This window comes from Roseicella aerolata (assembly GCF_020523605.1).
GTDB lineage: Bacteria > Pseudomonadota > Alphaproteobacteria > Acetobacterales > Acetobacteraceae > Paracraurococcus > Paracraurococcus aerolatus.
Genome location: NZ_JAJAQI010000049.1, coordinates 1 through 19,210 on the forward strand (window position 1 = coordinate 1; position 19,210 = coordinate 19,210).

General features: G+C 71.5%; 23 protein-coding genes and 1 pseudogene. 17 read left to right on the forward strand and 7 right to left on the reverse strand.

Annotation, left to right across the window (positions count from 1 at the left end; translation table 11 throughout):
- The 6 genes and pseudogenes from LHA35_RS23240 to LHA35_RS23265 form a co-directional block, all read left to right on the forward strand.
- Window positions 1-1,058: hypothetical protein (locus LHA35_RS23240; RefSeq protein WP_456316091.1), on the forward strand; the 1,058-nt coding region annotated here is incomplete at its 5' end.
- 430 nt (window positions 1,059-1,488) lie between these two features.
- A complete protein-coding gene (locus LHA35_RS23245; RefSeq protein ID WP_226612777.1) occupies window positions 1,489-1,626 on the forward strand; it encodes a hypothetical protein in 138 nt (45 codons plus the stop codon).
- Between the two features lie 144 nt (window positions 1,627-1,770).
- Window positions 1,771-2,016: an EamA family transporter gene (locus tag LHA35_RS23250; RefSeq protein WP_226612779.1), complete on the forward strand. Its 246-nt coding sequence runs from the start codon at window positions 1,771-1,773 to the stop codon at window positions 2,014-2,016.
- Window positions 2,017-2,245: 229 nt separating this feature from the next.
- On the forward strand, window positions 2,246-4,072 hold the full coding sequence (locus LHA35_RS23255; protein ID WP_226612781.1) for a copper resistance system multicopper oxidase: 1,827 nt from the start codon (window positions 2,246-2,248) through the stop codon (window positions 4,070-4,072).
- A 16-nt stretch (window positions 4,073-4,088) separates the two neighbouring features.
- Window positions 4,089-5,006 (forward strand): copper resistance protein B, encoded by a 918-nt coding sequence (locus LHA35_RS23260; protein ID WP_226612783.1) that lies wholly within the window; start codon window positions 4,089-4,091, stop codon window positions 5,004-5,006.
- A gap of 438 nt (window positions 5,007-5,444) precedes the next feature.
- Window positions 5,445-5,621: pseudogene (locus LHA35_RS23265) on the forward strand (transposase); the annotation flags it as partial.
- A 367-nt stretch (window positions 5,622-5,988) separates the two neighbouring features.
- On the opposite strand, the gene LHA35_RS23270 reads toward LHA35_RS23265, so the two are convergent.
- From LHA35_RS23270 to LHA35_RS23300, 7 genes are all read right to left on the reverse strand, one after another.
- Window positions 5,989-7,476, reverse strand: coding sequence for a multicopper oxidase family protein (locus LHA35_RS23270; RefSeq protein WP_226612785.1), 1,488 nt, complete (start codon window positions 7,474-7,476; stop codon window positions 5,989-5,991).
- Window position 7,477: 1 nt separating this feature from the next.
- The gene (locus LHA35_RS23275) at window positions 7,478-7,864 is read right to left on the reverse strand and encodes a DUF302 domain-containing protein (RefSeq protein ID WP_226612787.1); all 387 of its coding nucleotides are present in this window, start codon (window positions 7,862-7,864) and stop codon (window positions 7,478-7,480) included.
- Window positions 7,861-8,670, reverse strand: coding sequence for a sulfite exporter TauE/SafE family protein (locus LHA35_RS23280; RefSeq protein WP_456316092.1), 810 nt, complete (start codon window positions 8,668-8,670; stop codon window positions 7,861-7,863). Before LHA35_RS23280 ends, LHA35_RS23275 begins: the two co-directional genes overlap by 4 nt.
- Window positions 8,671-8,689: 19 nt before the next feature.
- Window positions 8,690-9,154, reverse strand: coding sequence for a DUF6691 family protein (locus LHA35_RS23285; protein ID WP_226612794.1), 465 nt, complete (start codon window positions 9,152-9,154; stop codon window positions 8,690-8,692).
- A 1-nt stretch (window position 9,155) separates the two neighbouring features.
- Window positions 9,156-9,581 (reverse strand): YeeE/YedE family protein, encoded by a 426-nt coding sequence (locus tag LHA35_RS23290; protein WP_226612798.1) that lies wholly within the window; start codon window positions 9,579-9,581, stop codon window positions 9,156-9,158.
- 9 nt (window positions 9,582-9,590) lie between these two features.
- On the reverse strand, window positions 9,591-10,496 hold the full coding sequence (locus tag LHA35_RS23295; RefSeq protein ID WP_226612802.1) for an MBL fold metallo-hydrolase: 906 nt from the start codon (window positions 10,494-10,496) through the stop codon (window positions 9,591-9,593).
- Window positions 10,497-10,563: 67 nt separating this feature from the next.
- The gene (locus LHA35_RS23300) at window positions 10,564-10,923 is read right to left on the reverse strand and encodes an ArsR/SmtB family transcription factor (protein WP_226612807.1); all 360 of its coding nucleotides are present in this window, start codon (window positions 10,921-10,923) and stop codon (window positions 10,564-10,566) included.
- Window positions 10,924-11,057: 134 nt separating this feature from the next.
- Here LHA35_RS23300 and LHA35_RS29105 point away from each other — a divergent pair, with 134 nt between their 5' ends.
- The 11 genes from LHA35_RS29105 to LHA35_RS23350 all read left to right on the forward strand — a co-directional run bounded on the left by LHA35_RS29105 (window position 11,058) and on the right by LHA35_RS23350 (window position 19,204).
- Window positions 11,058-11,651 (forward strand): beta-lactamase hydrolase domain-containing protein, encoded by a 594-nt coding sequence (locus LHA35_RS29105; protein WP_226612811.1) that lies wholly within the window; start codon window positions 11,058-11,060, stop codon window positions 11,649-11,651.
- Window positions 11,618-11,743: a hypothetical protein gene (locus LHA35_RS28795; protein WP_264185750.1), complete on the forward strand. Its 126-nt coding sequence runs from the start codon at window positions 11,618-11,620 to the stop codon at window positions 11,741-11,743. The genes LHA35_RS29105 and LHA35_RS28795 overlap by 34 nt, the downstream gene beginning before the upstream one ends.
- 189 nt (window positions 11,744-11,932) lie before the next feature.
- The gene (locus LHA35_RS23310) at window positions 11,933-12,559 is read left to right on the forward strand and encodes a hypothetical protein (RefSeq protein ID WP_226612816.1); all 627 of its coding nucleotides are present in this window, start codon (window positions 11,933-11,935) and stop codon (window positions 12,557-12,559) included.
- A gap of 287 nt (window positions 12,560-12,846) precedes the next feature.
- Window positions 12,847-13,233, forward strand: a complete 387-nt coding sequence (locus LHA35_RS23315) for a hypothetical protein (protein WP_226612820.1) — start codon at window positions 12,847-12,849, stop codon at window positions 13,231-13,233.
- 27 nt (window positions 13,234-13,260) lie between these two features.
- A complete protein-coding gene (locus tag LHA35_RS23320) occupies window positions 13,261-13,830 on the forward strand; it encodes a transglycosylase SLT domain-containing protein (RefSeq protein WP_226612832.1) in 570 nt (189 codons plus the stop codon).
- Between the two features lie 10 nt (window positions 13,831-13,840).
- Window positions 13,841-14,056, forward strand: a complete 216-nt coding sequence (locus LHA35_RS23325; RefSeq protein WP_132295443.1) for a hypothetical protein — start codon at window positions 13,841-13,843, stop codon at window positions 14,054-14,056.
- Window positions 14,057-14,061: 5 nt separating this feature from the next.
- Entirely contained in the window at window positions 14,062-14,376 is a 315-nt protein-coding gene (locus LHA35_RS23330; RefSeq protein WP_226612836.1) for a VirB3 family type IV secretion system protein, read from the forward strand.
- Window positions 14,369-16,885, forward strand: a complete 2,517-nt coding sequence (locus tag LHA35_RS23335; RefSeq protein ID WP_226612839.1) for a VirB4 family type IV secretion/conjugal transfer ATPase — start codon at window positions 14,369-14,371, stop codon at window positions 16,883-16,885. The genes LHA35_RS23330 and LHA35_RS23335 overlap by 8 nt, the downstream gene beginning before the upstream one ends.
- A complete protein-coding gene (locus LHA35_RS23340; protein ID WP_226612840.1) occupies window positions 16,882-17,634 on the forward strand; it encodes a type IV secretion system protein in 753 nt (250 codons plus the stop codon). Before LHA35_RS23335 ends, LHA35_RS23340 begins: the two co-directional genes overlap by 4 nt.
- Complete coding sequence (locus LHA35_RS23345) at window positions 17,631-18,188, forward strand: EexN family lipoprotein (RefSeq protein ID WP_226612842.1); 558 nt, start codon at window positions 17,631-17,633, stop codon at window positions 18,186-18,188. The genes LHA35_RS23340 and LHA35_RS23345 overlap by 4 nt, the downstream gene beginning before the upstream one ends.
- Window positions 18,185-19,204, forward strand: a complete 1,020-nt coding sequence (locus LHA35_RS23350) for a type IV secretion system protein (protein WP_226612844.1) — start codon at window positions 18,185-18,187, stop codon at window positions 19,202-19,204. Before LHA35_RS23345 ends, LHA35_RS23350 begins: the two co-directional genes overlap by 4 nt.
- Window positions 19,205-19,210 lie beyond the last annotated feature (6 nt).

Below are 19,210 nucleotides of genomic sequence, written 5' to 3' on the forward strand. Positions count from 1 at the left end.
CCTTCACCCTGGCGGTGGCGATCGCCGCGCTCGTCGCCGGGGCCGAGTTCCTGGACGAGGCGGAGCGGGGCGACGTGCTCCTTCTGGCTGACGACTGGAACGCGCGCATCGAGGAGTGGTGCGTCGCCTCCGGCAGCGCGCTCGGTGCGGCGCACGGCGTCGAGGCGCACTACGTCCGGGTCGCGCCCGCCCGCGTGATCTCGGACCCGGCGGCGCTCCGCGACGTCGTGCCCCTGAAGAACCGCGACCGCGACCCGGGGCTGCCGGCGGCCGAGCAGGTCTCGACGGACGTCCTGCAGCTGGTGCGCTTCGGGCTGCGCCGGGCGGACGACCCGTTCGTGCGCGGCACCGTAGGGCTGGTGGATGCGGTATTGCGCGCCGAGACGCCGAGCGGGCCCGCCTGGCGCCGCTATGGCGGGGACGGTTACGGCGAGCACCCGGACGGGCGACCGTACGACGGGACGGGCCGGGGGCGCCCCTGGCCGCTGCTGGCCGGAGAGCGCGGCCACTACGCCCTGGTCGCCGCAGAGGATCCCGCCCCGCACCTCCGCACCATGATGCGCGCGAGCGGCCGGCTCGGCCTGATCCCAGAGCAGGTCTGGGACGGGGACCCGCTGCCGCTGGCCGGCCTGCATCCCGGCCGGCCCTCCGGTTCGGCGATGCCGCTGGTCTGGGCGCATGCGGAGTTCGTCAAGCTGGCCACAAGCATCCGCGCGGGCCGGCCGGTGGATCGGCCGGAGGCGGTGTGGCTGCGCTACGCCGGCCGGCGGCCGCACCCGGCGCGTGCGCACTGGGCGCCGTGGATGCCAGTGGCGACGATCCGACGGGGGCAGTCCCTGCGCGTCCTCTCCGATGTGCCGACCGCCGTGCGCTGGCGGGTCGTGGGCCGGGACGATGCTGGAGAGGCCACCACGGCGCCGGCCGCCCTCGGCCTGCACGCCGCGGACCTGCCGACCGGGGCGCTGCGGCCGGACGACGCCATCCTCGTGGAGTTTGCGCGCGCCGGGAGCGGCGAGCGCAGGATCGAGGTCACGGAACCAGAGAGCCCGCCAGCGTGAGCCGCCCTGGCGTCAGCGCCATTGGCCAAGCCGGCTGTGCGCGCCGTCGTCCGGCCTTGCCGGAGCGGCGCCTACCCGCGCTCGGCAGCGACGGGCGCGGCGCTGTCCGACACAGATGCGTAGAGGTCCAGATGGGCCCGGGCCGCCGCCTCCCAGCCGAAATCGGCGAAGGGCTTCCCCCCTGGGGAGTAGCCGCCGACCGCCCAGTCTTGCGCGCGAAGACGGCAGGAGCGGGTCGGTGCCGCCCTCGCATCTGCTCCTGGTGGCGGTCGCCGCGTTCGGCTGGTCGAGCGGTTGGATGGCCGCGCGGTACGCGCTCGACGCCGGCATGCCGCCGCTGCTCTTCGGCGCCCTGCGGTCTGCTCGCGCTCGCCGTCCCCCGCCCGCTCGGATGGCCAGTCATGCTCGCCGTCGGCTTGATGCTCAGGGCGTGGGCGCGCAGGGCCTGCCCCTGGTCGCGGTGTGGCTCGGCATGGCGCTCGGTGCTGCGGGCATCGTCCTCCTCTCCACCGCGGGAAGCAGCCACGCCATCCCGGCCGCCGCCTCGCGGGTGGGGCGGGGGCGGTAAGCTGGGCGATCGGCAACCTGGTCCTCCGGCGCTACGCCAGTCCCGCGGCGCTGCCCGTCGTGCTCTGGCAGGCCTTGGTCGCCTCAGTGCCGCTCCTCGCACTGTCGGCCGCGGTCGAGGGCCAGCCGCGCGAAGCCGTGTCCCGTGTCTCCAGCCCCTTGGATTGCCGCGGCGGCGCTGGCCTATGCCGTGCTCGTTTCGACCCTCGCCGCGAACGCCGCCTGGACGTGGCTGCTGAAGCGGCGCCCCGCGAGCACCGCCGCGCCCGCGACGATGCTGGTGCCCGTGTTCGGGCTGAGCTTGGCGCACCTGCTGTTCGACGAGCCGCTGGGGTGCTCCTCCAGCGTCACCGAAGAGCGCCAGGGTGCCACCGCCGGGCTCGCCCCATAGCATCTGGCAACCATCGGCGTCCTCAGCGGTACTCCGCTCGTCAGCCCGCCAGCCGTGGCCGCCTGACATGGCGGCCCAGCCCGCCCAGGAGTATCGCTCCTACACCACGCCTCGGGGATGACCCCAGGGTTCGGGATGCGCTCCTTGACGCGGATCAAGGATGCGGGGTCTGCGCGTCGGCAGGCTGCAGGACGGCGAAGACGTTCTCAAGCGTCGCAGGAGATGACCGATGCCACCCACACCGTCCGCCCCTGAGGCCGCTGGCCTCACCATGGCCCGGCGTGACCTGCTGCGGGTCGCCGGGGCGACGGGGCTCTGGACGGGGCTGGCCGGCCTTGTGCCGGCCTACGCCCAGTCCCCGGCCGTCGGGGCGCCGGCTCTGGCCTCCGCCGGCGGGAGATCCATCGACCTCGCCATCGAGGCCATGGCGTTTCAGGTCGATGGCCGCCTCGGCAGCGCCATCGCGATGAACCGCACGGTGCCGGGTCCGCTGATCCGGTTGCGCGAGGGCGAGGACGCCGTCCTGCGCGTCACCAACCGCCTCGAGGAGACCAGTTCGATCCACTGGCACGGGCTGATCCTGCCGCCCGACATGGACGGCGTCCCGGGCGTGAGCTTCGCCGGCATCCGGCCCGGCGAGACCTTCGTCTACCGCTTCCCGGTGCGCCAGAGCGGCACCTACTGGTGCCACAGCCACTCCGGCGGGCAGGAGCTGCTCGGCCTCTACGCGCCGCTGATCATCGACCCGGCCGGGCCGGAGCCCTTCCGCTACGGCCGCGACCACGTGGTCATGCTGTCGGACTGGAGCTTCGAGCGGCCCGAGCAACTCGTCGCTCATCTGAAGAAGCTGCCCAGCTACTACAACTACCAGCAGCGGACGGTGGGCGAGTTCTTCCGCGACGCCCGCCGGGACGGCCTGGCGGCGGCCGTCGGCAATCGGCTCGCCTGGGGGCGGATGCGGATGGATCCGACCGACATCTCCGACCTCACCGGCGCCACCTACCGGTTCCTGATGAACGGCCTGGCGGCGGCGGACAACTGGACCGGGCTGTTCCGGCCGGGCGAGGCGGTGCGGCTCCGCCTCATCGCCGCCGGCGCCATGACGGTGTTCGACGTGCGGATCCCGGGCCTGAAGATGACCGTGGTGCAGGCGGACGGCCAGAACGTGCGGCCCGTCGAGGTGGACGAGCTCCGGATCGGCGCCGGGGAGACCTACGACGTCATCGTGCGGCCCGGAAACCGCGCCTACACGCTCTTCGCCGAGACGTCGGACCGCAGCGGCTACGCCCGCGGCACCCTCGCGCCGCGGCCCGGCATGAGCGCGCCGATCCCGCCGCGCCGCCCGCGCCCGCTGCGCACCATGGCCGACATGGGGATGGAGATGGGCGGAATGGCGATGGGCGGCGCGGCCATGGGGACCGGCGCCATGGCCGACGCGCCTGCGGCGGCGGCCGGAGCCGGCGGCCACGGCGGCATGGCGATGCCCGGAACGGGCGGCGGCGCGGTCCCCGGGCCGGGGCTGCCCGGCAGCCCGCCGGTGGCGCACGGCCCGGACACGCACGGCGTCGGCAACTCATCGGTAGCGATGGTAGCGCGCAGCCGGCTCGACGAGCCCGGCACCGGCCTCGGCGGCGACGGCTGGCGCGTGCTGACCTACGCGGATCTGCGCAGCGTCGAGCCGCAGCCGGACCGGCGCGAGCCGGGGCGTGCCGTTGAGCTGCACGTCACGGGCAACATGGAACGCTACATGTGGTCGTTCGACGGCAGGAAGTACTCCGAGGCCCCGGCCCCCATCCGGTTCCGCTACGGCGAGCGGCTCCGCCTCGTCCTCGTCAACGACACCATGATGGAGCACCCGATCCATCTCCACGGCATGTGGATGGAGCTGGAGAACGGCGGCGGGCCGCGCCAGCCCCGCAAGCACACGGTGCTGGTGAAGCCCGGCGAGCGCCTGACCGTCGCCATCACCGCCGACGCGCCCGGGCGCTGGGCGATGCACTGCCACCTCCTGCTCCACATGGAGATGGGGATGTTCCGCGTGGTCGAGGTGTCGTGAGTCGGGAGCCGGGGACATGAGAGCGAAGATGGGCCGCAACATCCTGCGGCTGGCCGTGCTGGGCTGCCTGCTGCTCCAGCTCCCGGCCGCGCGTCCCGCGCTGGCCCACGAGCGCCCGGGGCGCGCCGGACCGGGAGTGGCCGGGACGGAGGTGATGCCCGCACCCGCCGGGGGGAACGCCATTCCGCCTGCCCTGCCGGCAGCCACGCCGGGGCGCCGTCCCGAGGCCGGTGCCACCACGCTGCCGAACCTGTCGGAGACCGCGGGCTGGCCCTCCCCGGTCGCCGATGATGCGTTCTACAGCTTCACGCTGTTCGATCTCTTGGAGTTTCAGCGCGCCCCGAACCTCGAGGCGGCGCGGTGGGACGTCGTCGGCTGGTACGGCGGCGACACCCAGCGCCTCTGGTACAAGTCCGAGGGCCGCCACAACGGCGCCCGCCGGAGCGGCGAGACGGATCTGCAGATCCTCTACGGGCGGCTCATCTCGCCCTTCGTCGATCTCCAGGCCGGGTACCGCTACGAGCGGCGCTGGGAGCGGAACAGCGGCCGGGGGCGCAGCTTCGCGGTGCTCGGGGTGCAGGGGCTGGTGCCCTACGGGGCCGAGCTCGAGGCGGCGCTTTTCGTCAGCGAGGATGGCGATGTTTCGGCGCGCGCGACCGTGGCCCAGAACGTCCTGCTGACCCAGCGCCTGATCCTGCTGCCGCGCTTCGAGGTCAACGCCGCGCTGCAACGGGCCGAGCGGTTCGGCGTCGGCCAGGGGGTGAACGACATCGAGATCGGCGTCCGCCTGCGCTACGAGATCCGCCGCGAGTTCGCCCCCTATGTCGGCGTCTCCTGGCTGCGCAGCTTCGGCCAGACCGCCGCCTTGCGCGGCGCTGAGGGGGAGGACCGCAGCCTGCTCCAGGTGGTGGCCGGGATCAGGATGTGGTTTTGAGTGGCGGTGGACCGCGGCCGCCGGCGGCGGGCGTAACTGACCGACCTCCGTTTCGGCATGGCGCGACGTGGCGACGGAGCGGAGCGCCATGGTGGGCGGCTCGGCGGGAAGCAAGCTCGAGCACCACAGGGGGTCACGACATGAAGGTGGACTATGGCGACGATCCGCGCCGAAACCTCACACGGGGATGGCGGTGCAGGGTGCGGCGGCCCATCTGGCGGGACGGCCGGGACCGGCCCGGGTCGCACGCAGCTCGGCACCCGCCAGGAAAACGGCCGGATACCGTTGGCGAAATCGCCGGGCTGCCTGGCCGCACATACTAGCGCGGGAAATCTGGTCGGCGCTATAACCGGAAACCAGACAAGGACAGTAAAGTAATCCTAATTTCCGCAACTGCAGCGCACAGAACTCGGGCCACTTTGGCGCCTTCCTGATTTCGCCAACGGTACCCGAGCGTTTGGCCTTCGCCGGGCCCGCTATCGCGGGCTCGCCAAGACCGGCCTGCAGCACGTCGCTACGGCCGCTGCCTTGAACCTCGACCGCCTCGCTGCATGGCTCGCCGAGCGTCCACTCGCACCCACACGCCTATCCCGCTTCGCTACCCTGGTCGCGTGAGCCACTTCGCCAACAGCGTCCGCAACTTTTTCGATAATGAGGTCGATGGGGCTCTCCCCTGGCGGGGACGGTTCCCGTGCCGATACTCCGGCAGCAGGAGAGCGGGCATGCGCTGGCTCGGCCAAAATGGCCGCCGTTCCGGCGGCGGCGGCTCCCCGTAGCAGGCCACGTCGGCCCGTGCCGTGCCCCCTGGTCTTGCGGAAGGGTGGTGCCGCCGGCATCGGTCAGTTCCTCGATCAGTCGAGGCATGGTATAATTTTTGCTGGCATAGACGAGCACCGCGTGCAGTGTGCCCGGCGCTCGGCAGATGGGGGCTGCCTTTTGGCAGGGGGACCGCTACAGCGGCGGCCCGTTCCGCGAAATCCCGTCAGGACACGGTAAACTGCCCCATCATGCCGTTATCTTCGTGCTCGAGGACATGGCAGTGGTACATGAACGGCGCCGTCGAGGCTGGCTGGTCGAATCGGATCAGGAGTTCGACCGGCTCTTTCACCAGGATCGTGTCTCTGGCCCCCTGGTCGAGCAGGTCGGGCCTTCCGCCATCCCGACGCAGGACATCGAAATGCACACCATGGATGTGGATGGGGTGCTTCATCATCTGGCCTGAGACTTCCCAGATTTCCACGTCGCCAAGCCTCACCCGTTCGTCGACGCGGCCCATGTCGAACGGCTTGCCGTTGATCGTCAGGGCCATTCCGCCGCCAGCTCCCATCATGCCGCCCATTCCCATGTTCAGAACCAGGCGGCGGCGCCGGACAGCCTTGGCGGGATCGGGACGAACACGCGGGACGAGGAGATCCGGTGCGGAGGTCCTGGCGCCGGAGTTGCCCATCGGCCGGGGCGCAAACCGCAGCACCGTCATTGAGGTGAGACCCGCCGCACCGGACCGGCCGCCCATCATCCCGGTGTTTCCCATCATGCCCATCATCGACGCATTGGCATCTGGACCGGTCACCAAAGAGACCGTCCTGCCGTCGGCAAAATCCACGAGGATCTCGGCCCGTTGCCCGGGCGCCAAGGTGAGGCTCCGCAGTGCCACCGACCGTTCCAGCAGGCCGCCCTCGGTGCCGATCCAGTGGAAGCCGCGCCCGTCGCTGAAGGAAAGGTCATAGATGCGGGCGTTGGAGCCGTTGACCAGGCGCAGCCTGACCAGGCGGTTCGGCACCGCGGCCAGGGGATTGGGCGCACCGTTCACCAGAATGGTGTCGCCCCGCCGGCCCTGCATGGCGGTCATCATCCCCGCAGGCATCATCAACCGCCCATCCTGGAACTGGCGGTCCTGGATCAGCAGCGGCAGGTCATCGACGCCGTAGTCAGACGGCAGCCCCAGGCCCTGCTCCTCCTGGTCCGTCACGATCAGCATTCCGGCCAGGCCGGAATAAACCTGCTCTGCCGTCAGGCCATGGGCATGCGAATGGTAGAGCAGCGTCGCTGCCGGTTGGCGGATCGGCAAGTTCGGGCGCCAAGTGGTGCCGGGCGGGATCGGCTGGTGGGGACCGCCGTCCAGCTCGCCGGGAATCAGCAGCCCGTGCCAATGCACCGTCGTATCGGCCGACAGTCTGTTGGTGGCCGCGACCTTCACCTCGTCGCCGCGATGAACCCTGAGCGTTGGCCCGAGATAGCTGCCGTTGTACCCAAACGTATCGCTTGGCCGGCCCGGATAGAAGGAGGTCTTCCCGGCCTGGGCACTGAGAGCGATGACCTGTCCCTGCTGGCGGGCGTCGAGCAAGGTCGGGATCGGGAGTGGACGGTCGGGTTCCGCAGCGCTGCCGGGAGTCGCAAACTGGCGCGAGCAGGCTGCGGAAAGCAGCAGCCCGCTGCCGATGAGCAGGGAGCGCCGGTCGAGCTTGGGCATCTCAGATCCGCCCCAGCGCGCTTTGGAGTTTTCCGGCGACCGCGGTGGCCTTTTGGGTGAGGCCAGGATTCTCGATCGCCTGCATCGAGGCGACCGGATCAATGGCCGCGATCTCCACGCGCCCTTCGGAGCGTTCCTGAACGACGACGTTGCACGGCAACATCGTGCCGACCTTGTCCTCCACCTGCAGCGCCTCGTGGGCCATTGCCGGATTGCAGGCGCCCAGGATGAGGTAGGGCCGGAAATCCACGCCGATCTTCGACTTGAAGGTCTTCTGCACGTCGATTTCCGTGATGACGCCGAAGCCCTCCAGCTTCAGCGCTTCGCGCGTGCGGGCGACGGCATCCTCGAACCGCGCATCGACCGTCTTGGAAAAGTAGTAGCTCATGGCCGTCTCCTTTCATGAATGAAAAGCGTGCCCACACTGCGGTAGAGCATGTACGCGGCAACGGCGAAGATGACGCCCGCGAAGACGCGGGTGAGCATCCCCTTCCGGCCCGCCAGGCGGACCGCCAGGCGCATGCCCAGCGCCCCGCCTGCCACGCCGCCGGCGATGAACAGGCCGGCCACCGGCCAATCGACGAGCCCGGAGACCGCGTAGTTCACGGCGGTGGCGGTGCCGAAGGCTCCGACCGACAGCAGGGACGAGCCCACGGCGTTCAGGATCGCCATGCCGCTGCCGAGCATGATGCCGGGCACGATCAGGAACCCGCCGCCGATGCCGAAGAAGCCGGAGAGCAGGCCGGTCAGGAAGCCGATCCCCGCCAGCCGCACGCCGATGGCCGGCGTGATGCGCACCGACGGATCGCCCTCGCCGCCGCGCCGCAGCAGCATCGCCACGCCGACCGCGATCATCACCAGGGCAAAGAGGAGCAGCAGCCAGTCGCCCTGGACCGCCTTGCCGATGGTCGATCCCACCAGGGCACCCAGCACGCCGGCGACGGCGAACACGGCGGCGCACGGCCACTTCACCGTGCCATTGCGCGCATGCTGCGCCAGGTTGGCGAAGGCGTTGGCGGCGACCGCCAGGGCGCTGGTCCCGATCGCCAGGTGCGCGCTCGGCAGGCCGACCACGTAAAGCAGCAGCGGCACCGCCAGGATCGAGCCGCCGCCGCCGATCAGCCCGAGCGCGAAGCCGACGGCGGAGCCGGACAGCACCGAAAGGACGGCTTGCAGGAGCGAGAGGTCCATCATGCGTTTGGCCTGCCCCGCCTCAGCGCCCGGCGCCAGGCGCCGGCGAGGCTGGCGCGCCGGCAGGTGGCCGCACGCGGCCCATCAGCTCAAACGCCGCCATGCCCACGAGCATCGCAATGACGAAGATCGCCACCGGCCGGAAGGCGAGCCCCAGGCCCGCCAGCGCCGGGCCGGGACAGAGCCCGACCAGGCCCCAGCCCACGCCGAAGATCGCCGCGCCGATCACCAGCCGCCGGTCGATGGCGCGCGCGGTCGGCAGGCTGAAGGCCTCGGCGAAGAGCGGGGCGGACCGGCGGCCGAGAATAAGCCGGAAGCCGATGGCGGCCGTGCTTGTGGCACCGGCCAGGACCAGGGCGAGACTCGGGTCCCAGTTTCCGGCGATGTCGAGGAAGCCCAGCACCTTGGCCGGATCGACCATCCGCGAGAGCGTCAGGCCCAGGCCAAACAGCGTTCCGGCCGCAAGAGCGGCGATGGTCTGGCGCATCTCAGCCCCCCATCACATGGCGGGTGACGAACACGGTGGCCATCCCGGCGGTCAGAAACACGCCCGTCGCCACGAAGGAGCGCGGTGACAGGCGGGCGATGCCGGCGACGCCATGCCCGCTCGTGCAGCCGCTGCCGAGCCGCGCGCCAAAGCCGACCAGCAGGCCGGCGGCGATGAGCAGCCCGGTCGAGGAGGTCACCGCAATCGGCGGCACCCCTCCGGCCACGGCCGCATAGAGCAGCGGGGCGGCGATCAGGCCCAGGATGAAGGCCAGCCGCCATCCAGCATCGCGGACCTTGGACGCAAGCAGCCCGCCCACGACGCCGCTGACCCCAGCGATGCGGCCGTTCGTCAGCAGCAGCACCACCACCGAAAGCCCGATCAGGACGCCGCCGAAGAAGGCGGAAACGGGAGTGAAATTCTCCATGGATACGGCTCAACCTTTGGGGTTGCGGATGGCCGCGCATCCGGTTTCCTGGAAGTAGTTGAGCGGAATCTTCAGGTAGGAGACCCCGTTCGCCTCGGGCTCGGGCAGCCGCCCGCCACGGATATTGATCTGCAAGGCGTCCAGCAGCAGGCCGGGGAAGGCCAGCGTGCGGTCGCGCTCCTGGCGCATCCGCACAAACTCGTCTTCCGTCACCCCGTCATGCACATGGGTGTTGTGCTGGCGCTGTTCGGCCACGGTCGCTTCCCACTGCGGCGCGCGCCCACCCGGCTGGTAGTCGTGGCCGGTGAAGAGGCGGGTTTCCGGAGGTAGCGACAGGATGCGGCGGATGCTGCGGTAGAGCGCGCGGGCGTCGCCGCCGGGGAAGTCCGCCCGTGCCGTGCCGCTGTCCGGCACGAACAGCGTGTCGTGGATGAAGGCGGCGTCGCCGATGACGTAGGTGATCGAGGCCGCCGTGTGGCCGGGTGAGAAGATGACCTCCGCCTCCAGTTCACCGACGCGGAAGCGCTCGCCGTCCTTGAACAGGCGGTCCCACTGCGAGCCGTCGGCCGGGAAGTCGGGGAGGTGGTAAATCTCCTTCCAGATCTTCTGGACGGTGACGACGTGCTCGCCGATGGCCGTCGGCGCGCCGAACACCTCCTTGAAGTAGGGGGCGGCGGAGAAATGGTCGGCATGCGGATGGGTGTCGAGAATCCACTCCACCGTCAGCCCCTGCTCGCGCACGAACGCCACCATCCGGTCGGCAAACTGCGTGTGGGTGCCCCGGCAGGCGCGGTCGAAGTCGAGAACCGGGTCGATCAGCGCGCAGCGCCGGGTCGCGGGGTCCGCGACCACGTAGGCGATGCTGTTGGTCTCCTCGTGGTAGAAGCCGGTCACTGCCGGGCGATGGCCAGCCATGTTCACCTCCTTGCATGGGCATTCCCGCCCCCGGGGGCGGGTTGGGGAGCGTTGACCGCGTGCCGCTTCACGCGCCTGTCGTCGGGTTGTCCGCTGGCGGGGTGCCATCAGTGGTCGGGGCGGCTGCCGCGTCCCTGGCGCAGAACAGCTCGTAGAGCAGGCCGATCATCCGCTCCGCCGGCTCGCTGCCCAGGCGGTAGTAGACCGTGCGTGACACGCGGCGGGTCTGCACCAGACCGTCCGCACGCAGCCGCGTCAGGTGCTGCGACAGGTGCGGCTGGCGCATCTCCAGCAGCCGCTCCAGTTCGCCGACCGATTTTTCGCCCTCGGCCAGGGAACACAGGATCAGCAGCCGGTGCTCATTGCAGAGGGCCTTTAGGAACCGCCCCGCCTCGCCCGCCCGGCCGCGCATCTCAGACATATTCATTCTTGAAGATATATGGAAAGCGAATATGTCTTCAAGGTCACCACGGCACGGAGGGTCGCATGGCCCGTAGGATCAAGCTCAGCGACGACCTAAGCGTCGATACCGGCCAGCCGACTTGGTAAGAGCTGGGGCGCTTGGCCCAGGAGGGGTTCAAGACGGTGGTCAACCTGCGGACGGCAGGCGAGCAGAACCAACCCCTCTCGCCGGAAGCGGAAGGGGAGGTCGCCCGCAAGGCAGGCCTGGACTACCTGCACATCCCGGTCGCCAGCACGGACCCGCGGCCCGAGCAGGTGGAGCAGTTCCGGGAGAAGCTGTCCGGGCTGCCGGGGCCGGTGCTCGTCCACTGCGCTTCCGGCAAGAGGTCCGGCGCGTTCGCCATCCTCCAGCTTGCCACCCAGGAAGGGCTGTCGGGGGAGGATGCGCTCGCCAGGGCGCGGACCCTCGGGTTCGACTGGAAGAGCCCCGAACTCGAGGCTTCGTTAGGCAGTACCTGGATCAGCGCCGGTAGGGCGGGCTCCAAGGGGCGACCCGGGCCGAAGGTGGCAGGGAGGCGTCGCGTTCCGGCCGCCTTGGCCGGGTGCGAACGCAGTCTCCCTCGAACCGAGCCGGCAAGGCCACCTTCCAGAACTATGTTGCCACCGCAGGATGTTCCCGCGGAGCGGCGGCGATCGAAACTGGGCCGGAGGACGCAACGATGGTGCAGGACATGGAGGGTATGGGTTGGATGATGGGCGGCATGGGCCTGGTCTGGCTCCTGCTCCTCGTCCTGCTCGTGCTCGGGATTGTGGCTCTTATCAAGTACCTCCGCTCGGGTGGCTGATGCGATATCCACCGCGCCGTTGGCCGCGTGCCTGGGGCACCTCGGGGCGGCGCTCGGTGGTGTTCCGCGCCGGGCCGTGTCGGCGGCCGTCACCCGGAGCGCGGAGCCATTCCCGGCATGGCTCCGGGAGCGGCCCGCGGCCACAACAGCGCTTGGATGCCGCCGCGTCGGCGGCGATACTGCGATCGCATGAGCGGGGGTAGGGACGACGCGGCGAGCGATGGAAAGGCGGGGGCCGGCCGCTTGCCGTGGGATCTGCACCCGGCGCTGACGGAGGATCGCCTCTCGGCCTGCGCGCGCCTCCTCGCGCGAGGCCGCGCCGACGCGGTGGCGATGGCCGATCCCTGGGCGGGCGACGACGCCTGGTCCATCGGCTGCCGCGCCTACTCCTTCTCGCGGAACCGGCTGCGCCAGGCGGCCGAGGGCGGGCGCTACCGCTGGCTCGGCGTCCTCGACGAGACGCACCATTTCGTTTTCATGATCGAGGGCGTGCCGGTGCGCTTCTTCCGCGGCGACGCGGAGGAGCCCAGCAAGCGCACGCTGCGTCAGCAGGAGAGCGAGGCGGAGCAGCTCGCCCTGGCCCTCGGTGATGCCGGTGGTTCGGAGGGGCTGATGTTCCGGCTCGCCGTGGAGACGGGCGAGGGCGGCGAGGTGACGCGGGTGGTGTTCCTCGCGCTGCGCGGCGAGGCCGGCCATGTCGAGTGTTTTTGGCCAATCCCGCTCGATAACGCGGACTTGTTATCGCCTGCGCGGCGGAACGCCGGGGCTGGACTGGCACCCCCGCTGACTGCTGCACTGACCCGGCGCGGCGGCTGAGTCCAGTCTCACCTTTCTGACCATTCTTTCGAGTCCGGTTTTGTTCTTCACGTCAGAGTGAAGGAAAACACTTGGTTCCTGGCCGATTTCGTCCCTGATTGCATCTTGTATATTCGTCACCACCATCGGTAGCATTGCCCGTCTCCACCCTCTTGGAGCCGGACCGCAGTGCAGCTTTTGGTAGTTTGCACCTCCGCCGCGTCCCTTCCCCCGCCCAGCCGGGGCCTCGCCCGGATTGCGGAATTCGCTAGCCTTCCGCCGGCACGAATCGGAGGAGCGGTCGAGGGTTGGGCGACACGCTCGGCGAAGCGGACCTGCGCGAGGGATTGCTCAGGGGCGGCCGGATCGAGGCCGTCGTGGTGGTCGCGCGCCGCGACGCCGACGGCGGCGTGGACCACGTGCCCTACCTCCTGCCCTCCTGGCGCCGCGGCTACGTCGCCATCGCCCTCTTCCGCGGGCCCGGCGTGCGCGGCTGGCGCGACCTCGGCCGCCTGCTGCGCTTCCTCCGCGACGATATGTCGTACAAGCTGCCCGTCTCGCTCTACGAGGCGGACTGCCCGCGCCTCCCGCGCCTGCGCTCCGTCCTTCCGCGCGGCGCCACCACGAAGCACGTCAAGGCAGACGAGAGCCCGCTGCCGCCGGGCGTGGACGTGCCAGAGCCACCGCCCGAGTAGCGGTCCGCGCCGCGCCGGCGGCGCGCGGTGACCGGCTGCGAGGCGTTCGCCGGGCTGGCGCTGTTCGCATGTCTCGCGCGCGACCCGCGCTGCCTCCCGGACGAGCATCGGCGCCTGCTGCCGGAGCTGACCGCTGTCGCCGAGCGGGAATCCGGCTTCCGCCCCTTCGCCATCCGCGACGAGGCGACTGGCGAGAGCCTGTTCCCGAAGACGCGCGCCGAGGCCGTGGCGATCGCCGCAACCCGTGACGCAGCCGGCCGCACCCTCGGGCTCGGCTGGTTCCAAATCACGCACCGCGCCAACTGGCGCCGTCACGGCCTCACCGTCGAGACCGCGCTCGACCCCTGCGAGAACATGCGCGCGGGCGCGGCGCACCTGGCCGGGGTCCTGCGGGACGCCGCCTTCCAGCTCTACAACAGCGGCCGCGTCGGCGGCGCGCCGGGCTACGCCGTCGCGGTCGCGCGCCGCGTCGGGCACCACGCCGCGGCGCTCGCAGCAGGCAACCCTCCCGGCGCCGCGCCGGCGCCGGTCCCCCCTCCCCTCCTCCCCGACCTGGGTCGCGGCCGCCCGGGGCGGGATCTCGTGACCGGCCGGTAGGAGATCGCCCATGGGTGGCGGAGACGTCCTGACCCGCGCGCTGACCGCCCTCGCGCAGTTCCTCGTCGGTCCCTTCGGGATCGCCTTCATCATCGCCTGCGTCGTCATCGCCTTCCTCGCCGCTGCGGCCCGCATGGCGCCGCCCTCGGCCGGCTTCGTGGCGATGTTCTTCGGCGCCGCCGCCTTCACCGGCGCCTACTTCGTCAACACCTTCATCGGCGGCTGAGCGCGATGCACGCCGCCGGACGCGACACGCTGTTCCTGGCGGCGACGCGCCCGGCGATGCGGTGGGGCGTGCCGATGGAGGGCTACTACCTCAACCTCTTCGGCACCTGGCTCCTCGGCATGGTGCTCGGCAGCCCGCTCTGGTGGGCCACCTTCTTCGTCTGGCACCTGCCGATGGTCGCGCTGACGAACCGCAACCCGCATTTCTTCCACGAGCTGCGCATGTGGTACGTCACGCGCGGGCAGACGATCGGCGGCGTGCTGCGCGCCCTGCCGGACCGCGCGCCGCGGCGCGCGAAGGACCTGGTGTCCGGTGTCTAGCCGCTTCGCGCCCCGCGCGCCGACGCTCGGCGAGCACGTCCCCATCGAGGGCCACCTCACCGACCGCGTGCTGCGCCTTTCCGACGACGGCGCCTACGCCATGCTCGCGCTCGACGGCCTGCCGGCCGAGACGGCGAGCGACGCCGACCTGCTGGAGCGCGTGGACCGGCTGAACGGCACCGTCATGGGCATCCCCGCCGGGGACCGGATGGTGATGTCGGTCTACCTCTGCCGGAGCCTCGCTGACCCCGTGGCGGTGCCGGAAGCGGACCCGCGCCTCACCCCCTTCGCGCGCGCCTTCGCGGCCGGCTACCGCGAGCGGCTGCTCGACGGCCTGCTCTACGAGAACCGGCTCTTCCTCGGGCTGCACCTGCGGCCCGCCGCCGGCGGCGGGGCGGAGTGGTGGGCGCGGCGCAAGGCGCGCAAGCACGGCGCCGAGGCCGCCGGCGAACGGGCGATCGACCGCGCCCGCCAGCTCGAGCGCATCTGCGACTGGCTGGCGTCGGAGCTGGCGGACTACGGCCCGCGGCCGCTCGGCCTGGCGGAGCGCGGCAAGGGAATCTTCAGCGAGATCGGCGAGGCCCTCGCATTCGCGGCGACCGGCGTCTGGCGCCCCGTCCCGCTCACCACGGGCCGGCTGGCGGAGGCGATGTTCGCCGAGGAGGCGGCGTTCCACTACGAGACGGTGGAACTGCGCGGCCCGGGCTACACCCAGTTCGTCGCGATCCTCACCTTCAAGGGCTATCCCGCGGCCACCTGGCCGGGGATGCTCGGTGCGATCGAGCGCGCCCCGTTCCGCGGCACGCTCCTCCACCACTTCGAGCCGCTGCCGCAGTCGGGCGGCATCAGCCTGCTCACCCGCCAGCAGAACAAGATGGTCTGGGCCGGCGACAAGGCGCGCAGCCAGATCGCCGAGCTCGACGAGGCCGCAGACCGCGTCGCCTCCGGCCGGATGGCGATGGGGGCGCACAGCGTCTCGCTCGCGGTGTTCTCGGACCGCGCCGGCGGCGCCCTGCCCTGGTACCGGCGCTTCGCCGCGGCGCTCCAGGGCGCCGGCCTCGGCTCAGTCGCCGCGGCCCGGGTCGAGGCGGCGCTCGACGACGCGACCGGCGGGCCCGGCCGGAACCCGCTCGACGACGTGGTGAACGCAGCCTGGAAGACGCTCGCCAATTGCGGGGCGTCGGTCGCGCGCGAGAACAAGGCGCTGATGGCGGCCTGGCTGGCGCAGCTCGCGGGCAACCACCGCCTGCGCGCCCGGCCCGGGGCGCTGTCCACCCGCAACCTCGCCGCCATGGCGCCGCTGCACGGGCCGGCGCGGGGCGTGCCGCGCTCGCGCTGGGGCACGCCGATCATCACCCTCCGCACCACGGCCGGCACCGCCTACCCCTTCCACTGGCACGACGGCGAGGGCGACGACGCGGTCGGCAACACCCTCATCACGGGCGAGACGGGCTCGGGCAAGACGACGCTCGTCGGCGCGCTGATCGCCTGCACGGCGGGCCGGGCCGACGTGGTCGGCCTCGACCACAAGCAGGGCTGGCGCGTGCTGTTCGGGCACCTCGGCGCGCCCTACGCGGTGATGGGCGGCGGCAACCCGATGTTCGCGCCGCTGAAGGGCCTGGAGCCCACGCCCTTGAACCTCGACTTCCTCCTCGACCTCCTGCGCGGCTGCATCGTCCAGGGCGGCTGGCGCGACCTGACGCCGGAGGAGGAGCGGCTGCTCAGCTTGGGCATCCGCACCGTCATGGAGAACCCGCCAGAACACCGCCGGCTCGCCGAGGTGGCGGCCTTCCTCGCCCCCGACGTGGACGTGGACGGCGCCGGGGCGCGGCTCCTGAAGTGGTGCTGGGGGAACGAGCTCGGCTGGGTGCTGGACGCGCCGCGCGACGCGCTCGACCTCTCGGGCGGCATGGTCGGTCTCGACGCCACCGACGTGCTGCGGAACGGCCGCGCAGCGGCCCCCACCCTGCTCTATCTCTTCCACCGGATCGGGCTGCACCTCGACGGCCGGCGGCGCCTGCTGCTGCCCGTGGACGAGGGCTGGCGGGTGCTAGAAGATCCGGCCTTCTACCGGCCGATCGCGGCGCAGCTGCGCACCATCCGCTCGAAGAACGGCGTCGTCGTGTTCATCACGCAGTCGCCCTCGGACGCCGCCAACAGCCCGATCGCGGCCGAGCTGCTGGAGCAGTGCCCGAACCAGATCCACCTGCCGAACCCGCGTGCCTCGGAGGAGGACTACGTCGGCCGGCTGAAACGCACGCCGGGCGAGTTCGCCGCGCTGCGCGGGCTCCAGAAGGGCTCCGGGCAATTCCTCGTCTGCAAGGGGCGCGAGAGCCTGATCGCGGAGCTGCGCCTGCGCGGCCTGCCGCAGCTCGCCGCCCTCTCGGCGAGCGAGGCCGCGCTCCGCGCCTACGAGGCGCTCCCCGAGGAGGTACGGGCCGACCCGCGCCGGCTCGAGCATGAATTCCGGCGGCGCCGCGCCGCCACGGAGGAGGAGGTCCCGGCATGACGCGCGTCCCCACCACGGCGGCTGCGGCCGCCGCGCTCGCCGTCCTCGCCGCGGTGCCGCCGCCGGCCCGCGCGCAATGGACCGTGGTCTGCCCGACCTGCCGGCAAGAGCTCACCGACAATCTCGCCTGGGCGCAGCAGGCGGCCGACATGGTCCGCCAGCTCCAGCAGATGAAGCAGCAGTACGACCAGCTCGTGATGACCTACCAGGCCATCACGCGCGTGACCGACCTCGGCAGCGCCGTCTCGGCGCTGAACATGCTCGGCATCCGCAACCCGCTTCCGATCAACCCCTACGCGGCCCAGAGCCTGCTGAACGGCACGGGCGGCGCGGGCGGGATGCTGAACTCGCTGTCGGGCCTCTACACGGGCACCCACACCGGCAACACGGTCTACACGCCGCGCGACGACACCTGGACCACGCGCCAGATCGTCGCCAACGGCGGCGGCCTGGCCGGCGCGCAGGCCCTCGCCCTCCAGCTCTACCAGTCGGCGGGAGAGCGGGTCGCCGGCCTCGCCGAGCTCCAGGCCCGTATCGACGGCGCGCCGGATCCCTCGGAGCGCGAGGCACTGATCGCACGCCTCGGCGTCGAGCAGGCCTACATCCAAAACCAGCAGGTCCAGGCGCAGAACATCCAGACCTACCTCATCGCGCAGACGCAGGTGCGCGAGCAGCAGCGCGAGGAGCGGCTCCAGCAAAGCATCGACGAGATCCTCGAGGAGGCACGCGGCCGGGGGTGGTGGCGATGACCGGCCGTCGGTGCGCCGTGCCGCGGTGCCCAGCACCGCGGCTGCTCGACCCGGATCTGCTCGGGGGGCTGGGGCTGCTGTTATGGACGCTCGCCTTCATGGTCCTGGGCGCGGCGCTCGGGGTGGCGCAGCCGCTGCCGCCGCAGGAGCGCCGGACCGTCTCCTGGTACGTCGCCAACCCCTGGGCGCTGGAAACCGTCACGCGCGCCTGCCGCGACGACCCGGGGCGGCTGCGTGGCACCCCGGACTGCGTGAACGCCGATCAGGCCCGCATCATCGTCGCCGAGCGCGAGGCGCGGGCCCGCGCCGGGATGCGGCCAGAGGCGCCGGCCACGACGCCGGACGCGGAGCGGGCGCGCCAGGCGGAGGCCGAGGCACGTCGTAACCAGGGCGACCTCACCTCGCCGACCAGCCCGCGCTACTGGGCGGCTCGGCCAATGGAGCGCGCGCAGCAACTCGCCCATTGCGGTCGGCTGACGCCGGAGCAGCAGGCCCGCTTCTACTGCGACGCGGCACGTGCCGCCGAGGCGGCCGCACGGAGGCCCCGGTCGTGAACGGCTGGGACATCTTCAGCCGACTCTACGACCTGGTGGCGATCCCGCTCACCGCGGGCGTGGACGCGATGATCGCGGCCATGACGGGCTGGGTCGCCGGCTGGCTGAAGGTGGCCCTTGTCGTCTACGTGGTGGGGCGCCTGATGTGGCAGGCGCTCGTGCAGAACGGTGAGCCGCTGAGCGAGGTCGAGCGGCTGATCGTGATGGGGGCTGCTGCCGTGGCGCTCGTCACGACGGTCGGCGGCTACGGCCCCTGGGCCCGCGACGTGCTGTTGAATGGGCTCGGGCCGGAGGTCGGCCGCGCGCTTGCCGGCGCCCTGGGAAACCGTCCCGTCACTGGTCCTCTGTTCGACGAGATCTGGGGCAAGGCCTGGGTCTCGGGCCTCGCCATCTACCGCAGCCTGCCCTGGTCAATCGCCGGCCTGGGGCTCTGCATCATCGTCGTGTTCTACTGGATCATCGCGGTCTTCGCGATCGCCATCGCCTTCCTCGTCTGGATGAAGGCCTTCATCGTCCTCGCGCTGCTCGTCGGCGTCGGGCCGATCTTCGCAGGGCTCTGGGTCTTCCCGCTGTTTCGCCACATGGCGATCGGCTGGCTCAACACCGTCTTCGCCAACATCGTGCTCCAGGTTCTCTCGACGGCTCTGCTGGCACTGCTGCTGAGCGCGGAGACGCAGCTCCTCTCGCAGGTCGCCACCCTCGCTGCAGCCGGCGGCATGGCGAACGAGATCCGCGGCGTGCAGATGCTCCTCGCCGGCATGGTGCTCTTCGTCGCCTGCGGCTGGATCACCTACCAGCTTCCCGGCATCGCCTCCGCCATCACCGGCGGCTTCGCCGGCCTCGCCTTGCCCTACGCGCGCTCCTGGCAGCGTGGCGGGACGGGCGGCCGGGGCGGTCCGCCGGATGAGCCGCCGCCGCCGAGGCAGGTCGCCGCGCCTGCTGCCCCCTCCCCGGCCCCGGCGGCGCTCCCCCGCCCCCCTGTCGGCCCGGCTGGGCCGTCGCTGTCCAACCGATAGGAGGCA